The following is a 19,654-nucleotide window of genomic DNA, read 5'->3' on the forward strand; positions in this document are numbered from 1 at the left end:
TAAGGTCCCGCGACGGTGGGCGGGCAATGACCAGTCGAAATGGTCGGTGTGCATGTTTTCAACAACGCAGCCGACTCACAGGTTGGTGTGGTGTCCTGGCCGATTGCTGGACCCTGCGGCGGCATGGATGCCGCCACAGAGCCTCCATGAGCGTGTCCCGCAATCGTCGAGGCTCGACCATCTGAGCTTTTGACTGCATCTCACAAGCGACGCGACGACTCGAATCCCGTTGTGCGGATGCAGTCTGGAATGCAGTCGGGCGGCAATTGAAACGTGCCGGGGTGTCAGACGCTGCGCTCCTGCAAGAAGTCTGCATTCGCGATCGGGGCGTTGGGATTCTTCCTGCTCCTTGCCTGCATTGCTTTTATCAGCCGCTGTCGGGCGATCTCACGCCGCTCCCGGCACCGCGCGCATCGGCACCACCAAGCGTTCGATCAGATCGACCAGCCCTGGCGGCTCCACCGGCTTGCCCATATGCGCATCGAAGCCGGCCGCCACGGCACGGTCACGGTCCTCTTCGTGCACGTAGGCAGTGAGCGCGATTGCCGGGATATGCCGTGGCAGATCGAAGCGACCGGTGCGCACCGTGCGGATCAGATCGTAGCCATCGCGCAGCGGCATCGCGATATCGCTGACCAGCACATCGAACGCCGAAGTAGCCAGATAGTGCTCGGCTGCATCCACCGAGCCGGCCGCCTGCACCTGCGCGCCGGCAAGCATCAGGAACTGCATCACCGCTTCGCGCGAATCCTGATCGTCGTCGACCAACAGCACACGCACGCCGTCCAGCCGCCCATTGCAATCGGCCGGAAGTCGCCCAGGTTGGCTCGAATCCTCCGATGGCGGGCGCAGACCACTGACCCCGTGCTGGAACGGCAGCACGATTGTAAACACCGCACCCTGGCCTTCGCCGGCGCTGGAGGCCCCAAGGCTGCCGCCATGCAGATCCACCAGCTGACGCGAGATCGACAAGCCCAGCCCCAGCCCGCCAACACGCCGCGTGGTGCCGGCATCTGCCTGCCGAAACCGATCGAAGACGTGGGGCAGGAACTCCGGCGCGATGCCGATCCCGCTGTCCTGCACGCACAGCCGCAGACGTCCTTCCTCAACGTCCAATCCCACCCGTACGCTGCCGCCCGGCGCGCTGAACTTGAGCGCATTGCTGAGCAGGTTGGTGAGCACCTGCTGCAAGCGCCCGGCATCGCCGAAAAACCACAATTCGCTGCCGGCCGGCGCGTCCAGTTCCAGGGCGATCTCGCGCGCCAGCGCGGCCGGCTGCATCAGCTCCAGCGTGCTGCGCGCCAGCCCGGCAATGTCGAAATGCTCGGCCTGCAGACGGATCTTGCCGGACAGGATCGCGCTCATATCCAGCAGGTCGTCGATGATCTGCGTCTGCGCACGCGCACTGCGCTCGATGATGACCAGGCCTTTACCCAGATTCTCCGGCGCGAAGGTCTGCGCTTGCATCAGTCGCGACCAGCCCAGGATCGCATTGAGCGGCGTGCGCAATTCGTGGCTGAGCGTGGCCAAAAATTCGTCCTTGACCCGGCTGGCGTGTTCGGCCTGACCGCGCGCAGTGGTTTCCGCCTGCAGCGACAACGTGAGCTTGGCATCCACGCGCGTCCGCTCGATCACAATACCGGCCAGGTGCGATGCAGAGCGCGCCATCGCTTGTTCGCGCAGCGAGGGCAGATACGGGCGGTCGTAGTAGATGTTGAGCGTGCCCAGCACCTGGCCGTCGCTGGACAAGATCGGCGTTACACAGCACGCCGCGATTCCGAGCAGCGCCGAAACGGCATGATGAGGGCCGAAGCTTGGATCGGCCTGGAGATCGGCACAGATGACTTGCCGGCCAAGATGTGCGGCGCGCGAACAAGGCGGCCCATCCGGGCCGATCGGCGCTGGCTCGAAGTTGCCGTGATACGCAAGCGGGAAGTGCGGCGCCGAGCCGAAGCTCAAGGTATGCCGCACCTCGTCCAGCACCATCACCGAGCAATACAGCCCAATCTCACCGCGCGCCTCCACGCTCAATGCGATCGCATCCAGCACCACCGGTAACGGCGCGCCGGTGGTGATCAGGCTCAGGATCGCGCGGTCGGACGCGGTGGCATCTTCGATATGCTTGCGTTCGGAGATATCGGTGAGCGAGCCGATATGCCCGAGAAAACGTCCATCGCTGGCGAAATGCGGCGAGGCGTTATCGATACACCAACGGTACTGGCCGTCGTGGCGACGCACCCGGTATTCGGCTAAAAATTCGCCGCGCCGTTCCAGCGCCTGTTCGAAGGCCAACCGCACGCGGCCGGCATCGTCCGGATGCATCACATCCCACCAGCCCTGATCCAGCGCCTGATCTTCGGCTTGTCCGGTGAAGTCGTACCAGCGTGGGTTCCAGTACACGCAATCGCCTTGCGCGTCGGACATCCAGATCATCGCGGGAACCGTCTCGCACAGCGCACGAAAACGGATTTCGCTCTCACGCAAACGGTGCTCAAAGGTGCGGCGATCATGGATGTCGGTATATGTGCCGATCCACTCGCTGATGCAGCCGTCGTCGCCGCGGACGGGCAGGGCGCGTGCCAGATGCCAACGCGCCTGGCCGTCGTGGCGCAGCAATTCGCATTCGATCTCGTAAGCGCGCTCGTCGAGCAATGCATCCTGCCATGCCTGCACGGACAGCTGCAGACCATCTGCGGTGTGGGCCCGATGCCACGCGGCGCCTTCGTTGTTGCCCGGATCCAGCCCGGTGTATTCGTACCAGCGTTGATTGAAGTAGTGCAGCTGGCCATCGGGACCGGCGATGAAGATGATCTGCGGCAAGGTGTCGGCAAGCCGGCGCAGACGCGCTTCGCTGGCGGCCAGTTGTTGCTGCGCCTTGGCCCGCTGCATCGATTCCCAACAGCGCGCCGCCACCAGCCGCACCAGCTCGATCTCGGTCGACAACCAGCGTCGCGGTGCGCGTTGGTGCACGCCGATTGCCGCGACCAGCCGGCCATGTTTATGCAGCGGTATCGCCAACGACGCACGCAGGCCGGAGTGGCGATACTGCTCGGCCACATAGTCCGGCGCACCCGGTGCCATCGCATCGGTGGTGAACCAGGGCCGGTTGGCCAGCAGTGCATCGCGCAGGCCTTGGGCCACTTCCATCGGGAAGTCGCCTTGCAGGCTCGGCATGTCCTGCACATGGTCGCTGATCACATGCATGATGCTGCCATCTTCGGCCGCCAGTCCGAACGCACAGCGATTGGCCTGCAGGTGTTCGCCGAGCAAGCGCACGCTGGTGTCGATGACGTGCCGTGGATCGGAGACATGCTGCAAGGCGTCTTCGAGCATCAGCAGAAAACTGTCGCGAGTCTCGACGCGTCGCTGCGCAGTGACATCGAACCCGTGCACCAGAATTGCATCGACGCGACCATCGCTGTCGCGCATCGGCTGGTACAGAAAGTCGACGAAGGTTTCGTCGAGCGTGCTGCCGGGTGTGCGCTGCAGATAGGCGGTCATCGATTCGCCGATGAACGGCTGGCCGCTACGACGGACTTCGTCGAGCAGGCCGAGATAGCCTTGATCGGCGATCTCCGGCATCGCCTCCAGCAAGGGACGGCCCAGCAGGGGACGCTCGCCGACAAGATCGTGGAAGCGTTGGTTGACGCTCTCGATGATGTAGTCGGGCCCACGCAGCACGGCCATGAAGGCCGGCGACTGGTCGAGCGCGGGCGGCGCCGCAAGCGACATGGCGTCGCTACGCTGGTCGCGCGCACCACGTGCGTGCACAGCAGCTACATACAACGCGCCCACCTGCCTGCCGGCGTCCAGGATCGGACTGCACGACCAGGTCGACAGATCCATTGCAGTAAGCGCATCGCCCGGCAGACCGCCAGCCAAGTCGGCGCGCGTCAGCTCGGCAACCGGCTGGCCGAACGCAGCAGGGTGTCTTTCGCCCAATGACGCGATGCAGGCGTCGTTGTAGATGCAGCATGCGTGCTCGCCCCAGACCAATAGCATCGGGTGTTGTGCGTGCAGGCACACCGACAGCGCGGTACGCAGCGCCTGACTGGCGCAGAGCAGCGGGTCGGCGACGCATGTGGACGCCAGTACCAATGCTGCAGTTTCGCTCGTCTCCGGCAACAGGCCGGCAAACGGCGACACGGCACTTTCCATCCAGCAACCACCTGCAGATCTTGGATGCTTGATTCTAGTGACAAGCGCTCAGGTGGCAACCAAACCGCCGACAACCGGTCAGGTGGCGAGCCATGGCATCAGCTGCTGGCACTGCTCATCTGCCGGGCACGCGACAAGGCGCCGACCAATTCTTCGGAGAGATAAGGCTTGGTCAGAATGACGCCGCGTTCGAAGCCGGTGGGAATGCTGCCGCTGGCAACGCCGGTGGCCAGCACAAAGGGAATGCCGCGCTGCGAGAGCAGACGGGCAACCGGCTCGCTGGTCTGACCATTGCCCAGGCGATAGTCCAGCACGGCGATATCCGGCGCATCGGCCTGGATCAACTGCAGGGCATCCTGCACCTCGCCGACAGGGCCGACCACAGCCGCACCCGCGTGGACGAGCTGCAACTCGAGCAGCATGGCATTCATGTCATCGTTTTCGACCACGAGTACCCGAACTCCACGCAGCACCGACATTGCTTACTCCTTCACTTAAGTCGGCCAGTATATCGAGGCTGGTCGACCACGGTGTTGCCGACGCCGCTTGCAGCTGAATTCGTCAGGAGCATCCTGACACTGTTCGTTTCATTCGCAAGCCGCTATACTACGCGGCCACGCCGAAGTGGCGGAATCGGTAGACGCAGCGGACTCAAAATCCGCCGCCCTTAAAAGCGTGTGGGTTCGAGTCCCACCTTCGGCACCAAGATGTTGCAGTAACAGCGAAAGCCCTTCCGGCGCAATCCGGTGGGGCTTTTTGCTATGTGTTGTTGTGCCGCGGCAGTGCTGCGGATTGGTGACAGCGCGACGTCCGATGTGCGTGATCGCGGTGCGTTTGCGCGCAGCAGGCGTCGTTCGCTTGTTCTCAGGTCATCGCGCTGCATGTCGTCGGTTTCGCGCATCGTGCGATCGCCTTGGCCATGCTTGGCTAAAGATGCGTTTGTTCCCTACGCAACTGCGGTCTCGGTTGGCGTTGCAGGCACGCAACCATCACGCCCGGTCGGTACCGTGGACCTTTACTTCAAATAGGTAGCCACCATGGATTTTGATGCTTCGCAGCAGTTGCGCATTCTTCGCGACATCCGCGACACCAAGCCGGTGTCCGACGAGGAGGCAAATTGGGCGGTGCGTGCAGGGTATGCCGCGCAAGCCGAAGACGGCGATATCGATCTGACCCACGAGGGTCGCAAGGCGCTGGACGACGGACAGGCCTGATCTTGTGATGCAGGTGTTGTGTGGCGATGCGTGTGTGCCTGTGACAGCTCGATCGACATCGCATCCTCATGGCCGGGTGCGCCACACGCGGGTTGCATCTGCGTGGTAATCCAACGCTTGCAGAGATCGAATACTTCGCTTCGACCGGGCGGTATTCGGCATCACTGCTGAGCGCCCCAAACATGCATAAAAAAAAGCCCCGGCAGAGCCGGGGCTTTTGGATGATTGGCGTCCCCACGGGGATTCGAACCCCGGTGTCCACCGTGAAAGGGTGGTGTCCTAGGCCTCTAGACGATGGGGACGCGTATCAAAACCTCGTTGTCCATTCCAGACGGCCTAATGTCTGAAGTGGTGGAGCCAGGCGGGATCGAACCGCCGACCTCCTGCATGCCATGCAGGCGCTCTCCCAGCTGAGCTATGGCCCCGCGTTGCTGCGAGCCGGCAATCATAGCGACTGAAGACGGCTTTGGGAAGCGGTCTGTGCAAAAAAGATCTCCGGTGCTTCGGGGCATCGATCTGGATTGCGTGATCAGCACGAAGTTGCGCATGCAGCCAATCAATACGTCTCTTCTCGCGAGGGACCTTGCGATCAATCCGATGGACTGGATGGTTCGTCGTCGTTGCGGAGTAGGTAAGTGTTGCGGATGTCGTTTCGCATTAGTGCATGGACCGCAGCATCGACGCGCTGCCTTCAATCATCAACATCGTGATCAGCAGCATCGAGCGCCTGCATTCGCAACCGACGGTGCAGCCGACCTCAGCGACCAATGCTCCACGTCCATGGTGTGCGCGGCGTTCGTTGCGCGACCGCACATTGCACTCGATGCCGCGCTTGGGTCGCCGCTGACCATGCGGACGATGCGGACGCGTGATCGACGCGACTGCTTGCGCATGGCGCCTGCGCCACGCTCGCGCAGGCCGGTTCCAGTGAGCCCTCGCTCGGCAGGTCGCCGACGGTGTCGATGCACATTCGAAGCCGTGCGCAACGCGACGGCACTCGAATTTTTTTGACGCTTCCATGGCGGCAGCGAGGCTGCTGCCGAGACACAGCGCAAGCGCTCATCACTGCAAAAAACAGGCAAAAAAAAGCCCCGGCAGAGCCAGGGCTTTTGGATGATTGGCGTCCCCACGGGGATTCGAACCCCGGTGTCCACCGTGAAAGGGTGGTGTCCTAGGCCTCTAGACGATGGGGACGCAGATCAAAACCTGAGTTGTCATTTCAGACGGCCTAATGTCTGAGATGGTGGAGCCAGGCGGGATCGAACCGCCGACCTCCTGCATGCCATGCAGGCGCTCTCCCAGCTGAGCTATGGCCCCACGAAACTGAGAACGAAATGATAGCGACCCGTTAATGTTCGCGCAAGCGCTTTTTCATTCCGATTGAGACAGCGCGTGCGCTCGGCAGCGCTGCCTGAAACTCACTTGACGCCGTGCAGATCGCGCAGCTGCGTCGGCCGGGCACCGAAATATGCGGCGAGGTCGGCGATGTCCTGATCACTCAATGCAGTAGCTTGCGCGGTCATCAGCGGGTGCTGGCGGTCGCCACTGCGATAGGCCTGCAGCGCGTGCGCAAGATAGTCGCCGTACTGGCCGCCAAGCTTGGGATAGCTGGGGTCGATCGGCGCATTGCCATCGGCACCGTGGCAATCCACGCAGCTCTGGCCGGTGGCCTTGCCTTTGGTATGCGCAAGTTTGTCGCCAGCCTCGGCGCGACCGGTGGGCAAGCCGGCAGAGGAGCCAGAGCCGTGCTCGCCGCTGGCATGGCCGGCATCGCCGGCGGAGTGATCGGTGGATTCGACCTGGGATTGAGAGCAGGCCGCCATCATCAGGGCAGCGACCAGGACGATGGCTAGACGCGGAGCGTGCAGGGCGTTCGGCATGTGGGCGCTTATTTGAGGGTGGACAGGAAGGCGGAGATGTCGGCGATGTCCTGCTCGGAGAAACTCTGCGCCTGCGCCTGCATGGTCGGGTGTTTACGCTTGCCCTGGCGGTATTCGGTCAGCGCTTGGGTCAGATACTGACTGGACTGGCCGCCGATCTTGGGCACGCGGTAACTGGGGTAGGCGTTCTTGTAGCCGGTCAAGCCGTGGCAGCCCTGGCAGGTATACGCCAGCAGGCGGCCATTGGAGGGATTGCCGGTCGGCGCTGCGGGCGCGGCGGCAGCAGGTGCGGCGGCGGCAGGCGCCGGCGTGGCCGGTACTGCTGGCGTGACTGACGGTGTCGCTGATGCGCCCCCAAACGGCAGGAAGACGACCAGAGCGAGACAAGCGGCGAGCGGCTGCGGGCGCATGGTTTCGTATCCGGAAGACTGATTGAGCGTCCGCACGGTGGGGGCGTGACGGAACCGGACCGAGTATGCCTGCGAATTGGCGTGGAGCAAACGGGGTGAATACGCGAAGTTGAACAGACCATGACCTTTGGCGCATTGGCGACATGCATGCTCGGGTGGTTTACTTGCCTACAACACCTGTTCACGCATCCACTAGGACACGACGATGTCGCCACTCTCCTTCTTGCCCGGCCGCAGCGGAATTTGCGCCGCCGCAGTATTGATCTCCACCAGTCTGTTGTTGGGCGGCTGCAAGACCGGCGATGGGGAAGCCAAGGCCACCGAAGAAAAAAAGGCCGTCGATACCGTGCCGGTGGAAATCGCCAAGGCGGCGCGTCGCGCGGTGGCTGCCAGCTATACCGGTACCGCGGCACTGGAGCCGCGTGCGGAAGCGCAGGTGGTCGCCAAGACCTCCGGCGTGGCATTGGCGGTGATGGTGGAAGAGGGTCAGAAAGTGTCGGCCGGCCAGGCGCTGGTGCGACTGGATCCGGATCGCGCGCATCTGGCCGTTGCGCAAAGCGAAGCGCAACTACGCAAGCTGGAAAACAGCTACCGCCGCGCCACGCAATTGGTCGGTCAGCAGCTGGTGAGCGCAGCCGATGTGGATCAGCTCAAGTTCGATGTGGAAAACAGCCGCGCGCAGCACCGGCTGGCATCGCTGGAGCTGTCCTACACCACGGTGCAGGCGCCGATTTCCGGCGTGATCGCCTCGCGTTCGATCAAGACCGGCAACTTCGTGCAGATCAACACGCCTATCTTCCGCATCGTCGACGACTCGCAGCTGGAAGCCACGCTCAACGTGCCCGAGCGCGAACTGGCGACGTTGAAATCGGGCCAGCCGGTGACCTTGCTGGCCGATGCGCTGCCGGGCCAGCAGTTCGTGGGCAAGGTGGATCGCATTGCGCCGGTGGTGGATTCGGGCAGCGGCACGTTCCGTGTGGTGTGCGCCTTCGGCAAGGGCGCCGAGTCGCTGCAGCCGGGCATGTTCGGGCGCATCCGTATCGATTACGACCAGCGCAAGGATGCATTGGTGATTCCGCGCCTGGCGCTGCTCGATGATGGTGAGCCTGCGGTGTTCGTGGTGCGCAATGGCAAGGCCAGCCGCGTCCCGGTGAAACTTGGTTACGCCGAAGGCCCGTGGCTGGAAGTGCGTCAGGGTTTGAAGGAAGGCGATCAGGTGGTGACCGCCGGCAAGGTGGCACTGCGCGATGGCACTGCCGTGCAGGTGATTGGTCAGCCCGATCGCAAGCCGGTCGCGGTAGCTCCGGCTGCTGCACGCGATGAGACGCACTCATGAGCGGCCACGGCAACGTGCACGGCTCCTTGCACGACCCGCAGCTGCCAACGCCTGGCGGCGGGCTGGTGGCCTTCGCAACACGGCGGCGCGTGACCATCGCCATGATCACCGTGACCATGCTGTTGTTCGGCCTGATCGCGCTACGTAGCCTCAAGGTCAATCTGCTCCCCGACCTGAGCTACCCCACGCTCACCGTGCGCACCGAATACACCGGCGCGGCGCCGGCGGAAATCGAAACGTTGGTGACCGAACCGGTGGAAGAAGCCGTCGGCGTGGTCAAGAACCTGCGCAAGCTCAAGTCGATCTCGCGCACCGGGCAGAGCGATGTGGTGCTGGAATTCGCCTGGGGCACCAACATGGACCAGGCAGGCCTGGAAGTGCGCGACAAGATGGAAGCGCTGTCGCTGCCGCTGGAAACCAAGCCGCCGGTGCTGCTGCGCTTCAATCCATCCACCGAACCGATCATGCGGCTGGCGTTGTCGCCCAAGCAGGCCCCGGCGTCGGACGCCGATGCGATCCGTCAGCTCACCGGCCTTCGCCGCTATGCCGACGAAGACCTGAAAAAGAAGCTCGAACCGGTGGCCGGTGTGGCTGCGGTCAAGGTCGGCGGCGGGCTGGAAGACGAGATCCAGGTCGATATCGATCAGCAGAAACTGGCGCAGCTCAATCTGCCCATCGACAACGTGATCACCCGACTCAAGGAAGAGAACGTCAACATCTCCGGCGGCCGGCTGGAAGAAGGCTCGCAGCGGTATCTGGTGCGCACGGTGAACCAGTTTGTGGATCTGGACGAGATCCGCAACATGCTGGTCACCACGCAGAGCAGCAGTAGCAGCGCCGCCGATGCAGCGATGCAGCAGATGTATGCGATTGCCGCGTCCACCGGCTCGCAGGCGGCGCTGGCGGCAGCGGCGGAAGTGCAGAGCACGTCGTCGGCGTCCAGCAGCAGCATCGCCGGCGGCATGCCGGTGCGGCTGAAAGATGTGGCCGACGTGCGCCAAGGCTACAAGGAGCGCGAGGCGATCATCCGTCTGGGCGGCAAGGAAGCGGTGGAGCTGGCGATCTACAAGGAAGGCGATGCCAACACCGTGTCCACAGCGGCCGCACTGCGCGCGCGACTGGAGCAACTCAAGGCAACCGTGCCGGGCGATGTGCAGATCACCACCATCGAAGACCAGTCGCACTTCATCGAACACGCGATCAGCGATGTCAAAAAAGATGCGGTGATCGGCGGTGTGCTGGCGATCCTGATCATCTTCCTGTTCCTGCGCGACGGCTGGAGCACGTTCGTGATCAGCCTGTCGTTGCCGGTGTCGATCATCACCACGTTCTTCTTCATGGGCCAGCTTGGCTTGAGCCTCAACGTGATGTCGCTGGGCGGGCTGGCACTGGCTACCGGCCTGGTGGTGGACGATTCGATCGTGGTGCTGGAGAGCATCGCCAAGGCGCGCGAACGTGGCTTGAGCGTGCTGGATGCGGCCATCGCCGGCACCCGTGAAGTGAGCATGGCGGTGATGGCCTCCACGTTGACCACCATTGCGGTGTTCCTGCCGCTGGTGTTCGTGGAAGGCATTGCCGGGCAGCTGTTCCGCGATCAGGCGCTGACGGTGGCGATCGCCATTGCGATCTCGTTGGTGGTGTCGATGACGCTGATTCCGATGCTGAGCTCACTGAAGGGTGCGCCACCGATGGCGTTTCCGGATGAGCCGGACCACCCGGATTGGACGCCCGAACAGCGTTGGCTCAAGCCAGTGGCTGCCGGCCGTCGCGGGGCGGGGGCCAGCGTGCGCTATGCGTTCTTCGGCGGGGCGTGGGCGGTGGTCAAATTGTGGCGCGGCATCGCACGGGTGGTGTCGCCGGTGATGCGCAAGGCCAGCGACATTGCGATGGCGCCGTACGGCCGTGCCGAGCGTGGCTATCTGGCGATGTTGCCGGCAGCGTTGCGTCGGCCCGGTCTGGTACTGGGATTGGCCGCGGCCGCGTTTGTCGGCACCGTGCTGTTGGTGCCGATGCTGGGGGCGGACCTGATCCCGCAGCTGGCGCAGGATCGCTTTGAAATGACCGTGAAGCTGCCGTCCGGCACGCCGCTTGCGCAGACCGATGCACTGGTGCGCGAGCTGCAACTCGCGCACGACAAAGACCCCGGCATCGCGTCGTTGTATGGCGTGAGCGGCAGCGGCACGCGGCTGGATGCCAACCCCACCGAAAGTGGGGAGAACATCGGCAAGCTCACCGTGGTGATGGCCGGCGGCGGCAGCCCTGAAGTGGAAGCGGCGGCGACGCAGCGTTTGCGCAGCAGCATGGTCGGGCACCCCGGTGCGCAGGTGGATTTCGCACGGCCGGCGTTGTTTAGTTTCTCGACTCCGCTGGAAGTGGAATTGCGCGGTCAGGATCTGGGCGAGCTGGAGCGGGCCGGGCAAAAACTGGCCGCGATGCTGCGCGCCAACGGCCACTATGCCGACGTCAAATCGACCGTGGAAGAGGGCTTTCCGGAGATCCAGATCCGCTTCGATCAAGAGCGTGCCGGTGCACTGGGCTTGACCACGCGGCAGATCGCCGATGTCATCGTCAAGAAGGTGCGTGGAGATGTGGCCACGCGTTACAGCTTTCGCGACCGCAAGATCGATGTGCTGGTGCGTGCGCAGCACAGCGACCGCGCCAGCGTGGATGCGATCCGCCAGCTGATCGTCAATCCGGGCAGCAGTCGCCCCGTGCGCCTGGCCGCCGTGGCCGAGGTGCTGGCGACGACCGGCCCGAGCGAGATCCATCGCGCCGATCAGACCCGCGTGGCGATCGTGTCGGCCAGCCTGAAGGACATCGACCTGGGCGGTGCGGTGCGCGAAGTGGAAACGCTGGTCCGCAAGGACCCGTTGGCTGCCGGCGTCGGCATGCATATCGGCGGGCAGGGCGAGGAGCTGGCGCAGTCGGTCAAGTCGTTGTTGTTTGCGTTCGGGCTGGCGATCTTTCTGGTCTATCTGGTGATGGCGTCGCAGTTCGAATCGCTGCTGCACCCGTTCGTCATCCTGTTCACCATCCCGCTGGCGATGGTGGGCGCGGTGCTGGCGCTGCTGATGACCGGCAAGCCGGTCTCGGTGGTGGTGTTCATCGGCCTGATCCTGCTGGTGGGCCTGGTGACCAAGAACGCGATCATCCTGATCGACAAGGTCAACCAGTTGCGCGAAGAAGGCGTGCCCAAGCGCGAGGCCCTGATCGAAGGCGCACGCTCGCGTCTGCGGCCGATCGTCATGACCACGCTGTGCACCTTGTTCGGCTTCTTGCCGCTGGCGGTGGCGATGGGCGAGGGCGCGGAAGTGCGCGCACCGATGGCGATCACCGTGATTGGTGGCCTGCTGGTGTCCACGCTGCTGACCCTGCTGGTGATTCCGGTGGTGTACGACTTGCTGGATCGCCGTGCGGACGCGTACTACCTGGAGCGCGGCCGTCGCATGGCGCGTCAGCAGGCGCAGACGCGTGAAAACACCGACGGACTGGAGGCGCTATGAGCGTTGCGGCCTTCAGCATTCGTCGCCCGGTCACCACCATCATGTGCTTTGTGTCGTTGGTGGTGGTGGGCTTGATCGCCGCCTTCCGATTGCCGTTGGAGGCATTGCCGGACATCTCGGCACCGTTCCTGTTCGTGCAATTGCCCTACACCGGCTCCACGCCGGACGAGGTGGAGCGCAATCTGGTGCGGCCGGCCGAAGAAGCCTTGGCCACGATGACCGGCATCAAGCGCATGCGCTCCACCGCCACTGCCGATGGCGCCAACATCTTTATCGAGTTCTCCGATTGGGACCGCGATATCGCCATCGCCGCATCGGATGCGCGCGAGCGGCTGGATGCGATTCGCGACGAATTTCCCGACGATCTGCAGCGCTTCCATATCTTCAAATGGTCCAGTAGCGACGAGCCGGTGCTCAAGGTGCGCCTGGCCAGCCAGACCGATCTGACCGGCGCGTACGACATGCTCGACCGCGAGTTCAAGCGGCGCATCGAGCGCATTCCCGGTGTGGCGAAGGTCGAAATTTCCGGCGCCCCACCCAACGAGGTGGAGATCGCCATCGCGCCGGATCGCCTCACCGCGCACGACCTCAGCCTCAACGACCTGAGCGAGCGGCTGGGCAAGCTCAATTTCTCGGTGTCCGCCGGGCAGATCGACGACAACGGACAGCGCATTCGGGTGCAGCCCATCGGCGAGTTGCGCGACCTGCAGGAACTGCGTGATCTGGTCCTCAATGCCAAGGGGTTGCGTCTTGGCGATATCGCCGAGGTGCGCCTCAAGCCCACGCGCATGAACTACGGGCGGCGGCTGGATGGGCGCCCGGCGATCGGTCTGGATGTCTTCAAGGAGCGCAGCGCCAATCTGGTGGAAGTGTCCAAGGCCGCGCTGAAAGAGGTGGAAGACATTCGCGCCGAGCCCGCGATGCGCGACATACAGATCAAGGTCATCGACAACCAGGGCAAGGCCGTGACCTCGTCGCTGGCCGAACTCGCCGAGGCCGGGGCGGTGGGCCTGTTGTTGTCGATCACCGTGCTGTTCTTTTTTCTGCGGCATTGGCCATCGACCTTGATGGTGACGCTGGCGATCCCGATCTGCTTTGCGATCACGTTGGGCTTCATGTATTTCGTCGGCGTCACGCTCAACATCCTGACGATGATGGGCTTGCTGCTCGCGGTGGGCATGCTGGTGGACAACGCCGTGGTGGTGGTGGAAAGCATCTACCAGGAGCGCGAGCGCATGCCCGGGCAGCCGCAGCTGGCGGCATTGCTGGGCACCCGCAGCGTGGCGATTGCGCTGAGTGCAGGTACGTTGTGCCATTGCATCGTGTTCGTGCCGAATCTGTTCGGCGAAACCAACAACATCTCCATTTTCATGGCGCAGATCGCGATCACCATTTCGGTGTCGCTGTTGGCATCGTGGCTGGTGGCGATCAGCCTGATTCCGATGCTGTCGGCGCGCATGAAGACGCCGCCGATGGTGACCTCCGATCATGGCGTGATCGCCAGGCTGCAACAGCGCTATGCGCGGGTGCTTGCATGGACGCTGGCCCATCGCGGCTGGAGCGTGGCCGGGATCATCCTGGTGAGCGCCATCAGTTTGGTGCCGATGAAACTGACCAAGGTCGACATGTTCGGCGGCGATGGCGGCAACGAGGCCTTTATCCAATATCAGTGGAAGGGCTCGTACACACATGAGCAGCTGGGCGAAGAGGTCGGGCGAGTCGAGAATTACCTGGAAGCCAATCGCGAGAAATACCACATCACCCAGGTCTATTCGTGGTTCAGCGAGGTGGAAGGCAGCAGCACGACGGTGACCTTCGATGCGAGCAAGGTCAAAGACCTGCCGCCATTGCTGGAGCAGATCCGTAAGGCGTTGCCGCGTTCTGCGCGTGCCGACTACAGCATCGGCAATCAGGGCGATGGTGCTAGCGGCAACCAGGGCGTGCAGGTGCAATTGGTTGGCGACTCCACCGAGGCGCTCAAGTCGCTGGCCGATGAGGTGGTGCCGCTGCTGGCGCAACGCAAGGAGTTGCGCGACGTGCATGTGGATACCGGCGATCGCACCAGCGAGCTGGCGATCCGCGTCGATCGCGAGCGTGCTGCCGCGTTCGGTTTCAGTGCGGAGCAGGTGGCCAGTTTCGTGGGGTTGGCACTGCGCGGTACGCCGCTGCGCGAGTTCCGTCGTGGCGACAATGAAGTGCCGGTGTGGGTGCGTTTTGCTGGCGCCGAGCAAAGCAAGCCGGAAGATCTGGCCAGCTTCAGCGTACGCACCAAGGATGGCCGCAGCGTGCCGCTGCTGAGTCTGGTCGATGTGCAGATCCGCCCGGCGGCCACCCAGATCGGGCGCACCAATCGCCAGACCACGTTGACCATCAAGGCCAATCTGGCCGAAAAAATCACCGTGCCGGAAGCACGCGCGGCGATGGAAAAGCCGCTCAAGGCAATGAATTTTCCTGCCGGTTACAGCTACACCTTCGATGGCGGCAACTATCAGAACGACGGCGAAGCGATGGGCCAGATGCTGTTCAACCTGGTGATCGCGTTGGTGATGATTTATGTGGTGATGGCGGCAGTGTTCGAATCGCTGTTGTTCCCGGCCGCGATCATGAGCGGCGTGCTGTTTTCGATCTTCGGTGTGTTCTGGCTGTTCTGGATCACCGGCACCTCGTTCGGCATCATGTCCTTCATCGGCATCCTGGTGCTGATGGGCGTGGTGGTGAACAATGGCATCGTGATGATCGAGCACATCAACAATTTGCGCCGACGCGGGATGGGCCGGACGCAGGCGCTTGTGGAGGGCTCACGCGAGCGGCTGCGGCCGATCATGATGACGATGGGCACCGCGATCCTGGCGATGGTGCCGATCTCGCTGACCAGCACCACGATGTTCAGCGACGGCCCGCCGTACTTCCCGATGGCCCGCGCCATCGCCGGCGGCCTGGCGTTTTCCACCGTGGTGAGCCTGCTGTTCCTGCCGACGATCTACGCGATTCTCGACGACATGAGCAACGGCGCAGCGGCGCTGGTACGACGTGCGCGGGGTGTGCCGAAGACGACGCAGGCGAGAGCCTCGCTGGAGTCTTGAACGACCAACGATCCGTCTCAAAGCCCCTCTCCCGCCGGGAGAGGGGTTGGGGTGAGGGTACGGTTTCTCAGACTACAACCAGGCCCTCGCCTGCGAGTCGATGGCTTCGGTAAGCGGCGTCAGCGCGGCCGGGGACTGGCTCTTCGGCTCGGTCAGACATCCTGTCTGACTCGCCGCCGCGGCACATCCTTGTGCCGCTCTCCGCCAATCCCCGGCCACGCTGCCGCCTCGGCGAGTCTCTGCAACGCCTTGGTCAAGGCAAGCGAATTTTCCTTCCTGTTTTCCATGACCTGCGCGATTTTTGATGACAGCAGCAGATCAGGGATCTGCTGGGGTGTCGTGGTGCGCGGAAAACGCCACCGCTACGTAGTGCTAGAGCCTTGAACGTCATGAGCCGCCAACGCCCCTCTCCCGTCGGGAGAGGGGTTGGGGGTGAGGGTACGGTTTCTCAGAGTACGACCTAACCCTCGCCTGCGAGTCGCTGGCTTCGGTAAGCGGCGTCAGCGCGGCCGGGGACTGGCTCTTCGGCTCGGTCAGACATCCTGTCTGACTCGCCGCCGCGACACATCCTTGTGCCGCTCTCCGCCAATCCCCGGCCACGCTGCCGCCTCGGCGAGTTACTGCAACGCCTTGGTCAAGGCAAGCGAATTTTCCTTCCTGTTTTCCATGACCTGCGCGATTCTCGATGACAGCAGCAGATCAGGGATCTGCTGGGGTGTCGTGGTTCGCGGAAACGCCACCGCTACGTAGCGCTAGAGCCTCGAACGTCATGAGCCGCCTGAAGCCCCTCTCCCGTCGGGAGAGGGGTTGGGGTGAGGGTACGGTTTCTCAGAGTGCAACCAGGCCCTCGCCTGCGAGTCGATGGCTTCGGTAAGCTGCGTCAGCGCGGCCGGGAATCGGCTACTCGGCTCGGTCAGACATCCTGTCTGACTCGCCGCCGCGACACATCCTTATGCCGCTCTCCGCCAATCCCCGGCCACGCTGCCGCCTCGGCGAGTCGCCATCATGATCTTGATCAGGTAAAGCAATTTTTCAAAGCTTGGCGGGGGAGCGTACCCGACAGTAATCGCTGCTCCACGTTCCGCCAACACAGGAACATTCGAAGAGTGGTCTGCGGGCGCCGGGGCAGGACCTTACACGACAAGGATGTCGTGTAAGGTCCTGCCCCCATGGATGGGTTCACGGCGTGTCCTGCCCCGGCGCCCGCGGGCCGCTCCATGCACAAGAGAAATGCGCCAGCGAATCAGGCTTTCCTTAGCCAAATCTAAAGCGTAAAAAAACTGCGCTTGCCTCAATCATCTGAAAGCGCTAGCCAACCAGGCTTTCCTCAGCCAACCAGCTTTTGTCACCCAATCAGCTTTCCATCGCAGCCCGGCTTTGCAACGCTCTGGATGCGGCGCTCAGGACATCAACTCGCACGCACCTGCCGAACGATCGCCGCGGCCTTGGCCGAGCTTTCCTTTACCTTGTCCCATTGGCCCTGGGCCAACCAGTCCTTGGGGACCATCCACGAGCCGCCGATGCACAGCACGTTCGGCTGCGACAGAAACTCTGCTGCGTTAGCTTCGCTGATGCCGCCGGTGGGACAGAGCTTGAGCTCGGACAGCGGGCCGGCGAGGCCCTTGAGCATTTGCAGTCCGCCCACGGCAGTGGCCGGGAACAGCTTGCACACGCGAAAGCCCAGGCCCATCAGGGTCAGCAATTCGGTCGGGGTGGCTGCGCCGGGAACGGCCGGGATCGGCGCATCGGCCAGCAGGCGCGCGAGCGGAGCAGGCGTGCCCGGCGTCACCAGGAAATCCGCGCCGGCATCCACCGACTGACGCAACTGCAGTTCGCTCAGCACGGTGCCGGCGCCGATCACGATATTGGGCAGTTCGCGCTTGAGCATGGCCAGCGCTTCGATCGCGATCGGTGTGCGCAGAGTCAGCTCGATCGCGGGTAACCCGCCTTCGAGCAGCGCATCGGCCACGCGGCGCGCCTGGTCCAGCGTATCGACAGTGACCACCGGCAGGATGCCGGCGTCGCGCAGCAGTTGTTCGGCGGTGTTCTGGGTCTGGGCAATCGTCATTGCAACTCCATTAGACGGCGACCGCCGGGGCGGTCGCTGAGAGGGAAGGGGATCAGGCGTCCTTGGACTCGTGCGGCGCGGCGGCTGCGGCAGCATCTGCGCCGAGTTCGTACTCGGCGTCGTAGCTCCACAGTGCACCGTCCGGATGCGTCGGGCCGCAGGAAATCGAGATCGCGCCCTGGTCGGCCGGGCCGACGACCTGGCGGTTGATCGCAAACAGGTTGCGGCCCAGGTCGTTGCCGGCCACGGCGGTATTGGGCGCCACTTCGCGCGATGCCCATTCTTCGGCCGAGACCAGCACTTCCAGCGTGCCGGCTTCGCCGTCCAGGCGCACAATATCGCCCTCGCGGACGCGCCCGATCGGGCCGCCACGCGCGGCTTCCGGTGTCATATGGATCGCGGCGGGGAACTTGCCCGAGGCACCCGACAAACGGCCGTCAGTGACCAACGCCACGCGGCGGCCCTGGTTCTGCAGCAGGCCGAGCAGCGGTGCCATCGAATGCAGCTCCGGCATGCCGTTGGCACGCGGGCCCTGGTAACGCAGCACCACCACGAAGTCGTGCGGCAGCACGCCGGCGGCATGCAGCTTGTTGAGCACCTGCGGCGTGTCGATCACCACCGCAGGCGCTTCGATCTTGCGGTGCTGCGGCTTGACCGCCGACAGCTTGATCAGCGAGCGGCCCAGGTTGCCGCGCAGCAGGCGCAGGCCGCCTTGCGCTTCGAACGCATCGCTGACCGGGCGCGCCACGCTGTCATCGGCGGTGGTCGCGGTGCCGGGCACGTACACGACCTTCCCATCCTGCAACCGCGGCTCGTTGGCGTAGGCACGCATGCCGCCTTCGACCACGGTGGGCAGATCGTCGTGCATGTAGCCGGCGTCCATCAGCTCGCGGAAGACGAACGCGGTGCCGCCTGCAGCCTGGAAGCGATTCACGTCGGCTTCGCCGTTGGGATAGATGCGGGTCAGCAACGGCACGGTCTGCGAGATCAGGTCCATGTCGTCCCAGGTCAACACGATGCCGGCCGCACGCGCCACGGCGATCCAGTGGATGGTGTGGTTGGTCGAGCCGCCGGTCGCCATCAGCGTGACCACCGCATTGACGATGGCGCGTTCGTCGATCAAGCGACCGAACGGACGGAAGTCATCGCCCAGCGCGGAGATCGCCAAGGCGCGTGCGGTGCCCTCACGGGTCAGTGCATCGCGCAGCGGCAATTCCGGGTTGACGAACGAGGCGCCGGGCAATTGCACGCCCATCGCTTCGAGCAGCACCTGGTTGGAATTGGCGGTGCCGTAAAAGGTGCAGGTGCCAGGCGAGTGATACGACGACGCCTCGGCTTCCAGCAATTCGGCGCGGGTGGCTTCGCCGGCGGCATAGCGCTCGCGCACTTCGGCCTTTTGCTTGTTCGGGATGCCCGGCGTCATCGGGCCGGCCGGCATGAATAGCGCAGGCAGATGGCCGAACGCCAGCGCGCCGATCAACAGACCCGGCACGATCTTGTCGCACACACCCAGATACACCACGCTGTCGAACATGTCGTGGCTGAGGCCGATCGCTGCGGCTTGCGCGATGTTGTCGCGCGAAAACAGCGACAGCTCCATGCCGGCGCGGCCCTGGGTCACGCCGTCGCACATCGCCGGCACGCCACCGGCCACCTGCGCGGTGGCGCCGAGCGCACGCGCGGCATCGCGAATCAGCTGCGGGTAATGCTCGAACGGCTGGTGCGCCGACAGCATGTCGTTGTAGGCAGTGATGATGCCCAGGTTAGGCGTGGCCGCACCGCGCAGACGCGATTTGTCGGTCGGTTCGGACGCCGCAAAGCCGTGCGCAAGATTGCCGCAGCTCAGACGGCTACGGAACGGACCCTCACGCAGGGCGGCATCGAGGCCGGCCAGATACGCCGCGCGCGACGGCGCGCTGCGCTTGCGGATACGGTCGGTGACAGCTTGGATGTTCGGATGCAGGCTCATTGGCTACCGGCTATGAGAAACGGGGGGGAAGAA

General features: G+C 63.9%; 10 protein-coding genes and 5 tRNA genes. 5 read left to right on the forward strand and 10 right to left on the reverse strand.

The window, feature by feature from the left end; all coding sequences use genetic code 11:
• Positions 1–387 precede the first annotated feature (387 nt).
• Together ASF90_RS19555 and ASF90_RS19560 are read right to left on the reverse strand one after the other, a co-directional pair.
• Positions 388–4,158 carry a PAS domain S-box protein gene (locus ASF90_RS19555; RefSeq protein WP_055854114.1) on the reverse strand — a complete coding sequence of 1,257 codons (3,771 nt, stop codon included), beginning with the start codon at positions 4,156–4,158 and terminating at the stop codon, positions 388–390.
• 98 nt (positions 4,159–4,256) lie between these two features.
• The gene (locus ASF90_RS19560) at positions 4,257–4,637 is read right to left on the reverse strand and encodes a response regulator (protein WP_055854118.1); all 381 of its coding nucleotides are present in this window, start codon (positions 4,635–4,637) and stop codon (positions 4,257–4,259) included.
• 139 nt (positions 4,638–4,776) lie between these two features.
• On the opposite strand from ASF90_RS19560, the gene ASF90_RS19565 reads away from it, so the two are divergent.
• Positions 4,777–4,863 (forward strand) — tRNA-Leu (locus tag ASF90_RS19565).
• Between the two features lie 332 nt (positions 4,864–5,195).
• Positions 5,196–5,372 (forward strand): hypothetical protein, encoded by a 177-nt coding sequence (locus ASF90_RS23690; RefSeq protein WP_115560002.1) that lies wholly within the window; start codon positions 5,196–5,198, stop codon positions 5,370–5,372.
• 226 nt (positions 5,373–5,598) lie between these two features.
• On the opposite strand, the gene ASF90_RS19570 is transcribed toward ASF90_RS23690, so the two are convergent.
• The 6 genes from ASF90_RS19570 to ASF90_RS19600 all read right to left on the reverse strand — a co-directional run bounded on the left by ASF90_RS19570 (position 5,599) and on the right by ASF90_RS19600 (position 7,662).
• A tRNA-Glu gene (locus tag ASF90_RS19570) sits at positions 5,599–5,674 on the reverse strand.
• 47 nt (positions 5,675–5,721) lie between these two features.
• A tRNA-Ala gene (locus tag ASF90_RS19575) sits at positions 5,722–5,797 on the reverse strand.
• Positions 5,798–6,490: 693 nt separating this feature from the next.
• Positions 6,491–6,566, reverse strand: a tRNA-Glu gene (locus ASF90_RS19585).
• 47 nt (positions 6,567–6,613) lie between these two features.
• A tRNA-Ala gene (locus ASF90_RS19590) sits at positions 6,614–6,689 on the reverse strand.
• 101 nt (positions 6,690–6,790) lie between these two features.
• Positions 6,791–7,252 (reverse strand): cytochrome c, encoded by a 462-nt coding sequence (locus ASF90_RS19595; protein WP_055854122.1) that lies wholly within the window; start codon positions 7,250–7,252, stop codon positions 6,791–6,793.
• Positions 7,253–7,260: 8 nt separating this feature from the next.
• Positions 7,261–7,662, reverse strand: a complete 402-nt coding sequence (locus tag ASF90_RS19600) for a c-type cytochrome (protein ID WP_055854124.1) — start codon at positions 7,660–7,662, stop codon at positions 7,261–7,263.
• A gap of 205 nt (positions 7,663–7,867) precedes the next feature.
• On the opposite strand from ASF90_RS19600, the gene ASF90_RS19605 reads away from it, so the two are divergent.
• Genes ASF90_RS19605 through ASF90_RS19615 form a run of 3 tightly spaced genes read left to right on the forward strand, consistent with a single transcriptional unit; the run spans position 7,868 to position 15,584 of the window.
• On the forward strand, positions 7,868–8,998 hold the full coding sequence (locus ASF90_RS19605; RefSeq protein WP_055854128.1) for an efflux RND transporter periplasmic adaptor subunit: 1,131 nt from the start codon (positions 7,868–7,870) through the stop codon (positions 8,996–8,998).
• Positions 8,995–12,501: an efflux RND transporter permease subunit gene (locus ASF90_RS19610; RefSeq protein ID WP_055854130.1), complete on the forward strand. Its 3,507-nt coding sequence runs from the start codon at positions 8,995–8,997 to the stop codon at positions 12,499–12,501. Before ASF90_RS19605 ends, ASF90_RS19610 begins: the two co-directional genes overlap by 4 nt.
• Complete coding sequence (locus ASF90_RS19615; RefSeq protein WP_055854133.1) at positions 12,498–15,584, forward strand: efflux RND transporter permease subunit; 3,087 nt, start codon at positions 12,498–12,500, stop codon at positions 15,582–15,584. Before ASF90_RS19610 ends, ASF90_RS19615 begins: the two co-directional genes overlap by 4 nt.
• A 1,408-nt stretch (positions 15,585–16,992) precedes the next feature.
• Here the strand turns inward: ASF90_RS19615 and ASF90_RS19620 are convergent.
• Together ASF90_RS19620 and edd are read right to left on the reverse strand one after the other, a co-directional pair.
• Positions 16,993–17,652, reverse strand: a complete 660-nt coding sequence (locus ASF90_RS19620; RefSeq protein ID WP_055854136.1) for a bifunctional 4-hydroxy-2-oxoglutarate aldolase/2-dehydro-3-deoxy-phosphogluconate aldolase — start codon at positions 17,650–17,652, stop codon at positions 16,993–16,995.
• A 52-nt stretch (positions 17,653–17,704) separates the two neighbouring features.
• Positions 17,705–19,621, reverse strand: coding sequence for a phosphogluconate dehydratase (edd, locus tag ASF90_RS19625; RefSeq protein ID WP_055854139.1), 1,917 nt, complete (start codon positions 19,619–19,621; stop codon positions 17,705–17,707).
• Positions 19,622–19,654: the final 33 nt, after the last annotated feature.

Source organism: Xanthomonas sp. Leaf148, assembly GCF_001423585.1.
Classification (GTDB): Bacteria; Pseudomonadota; Gammaproteobacteria; order Xanthomonadales; family Xanthomonadaceae; genus Xanthomonas.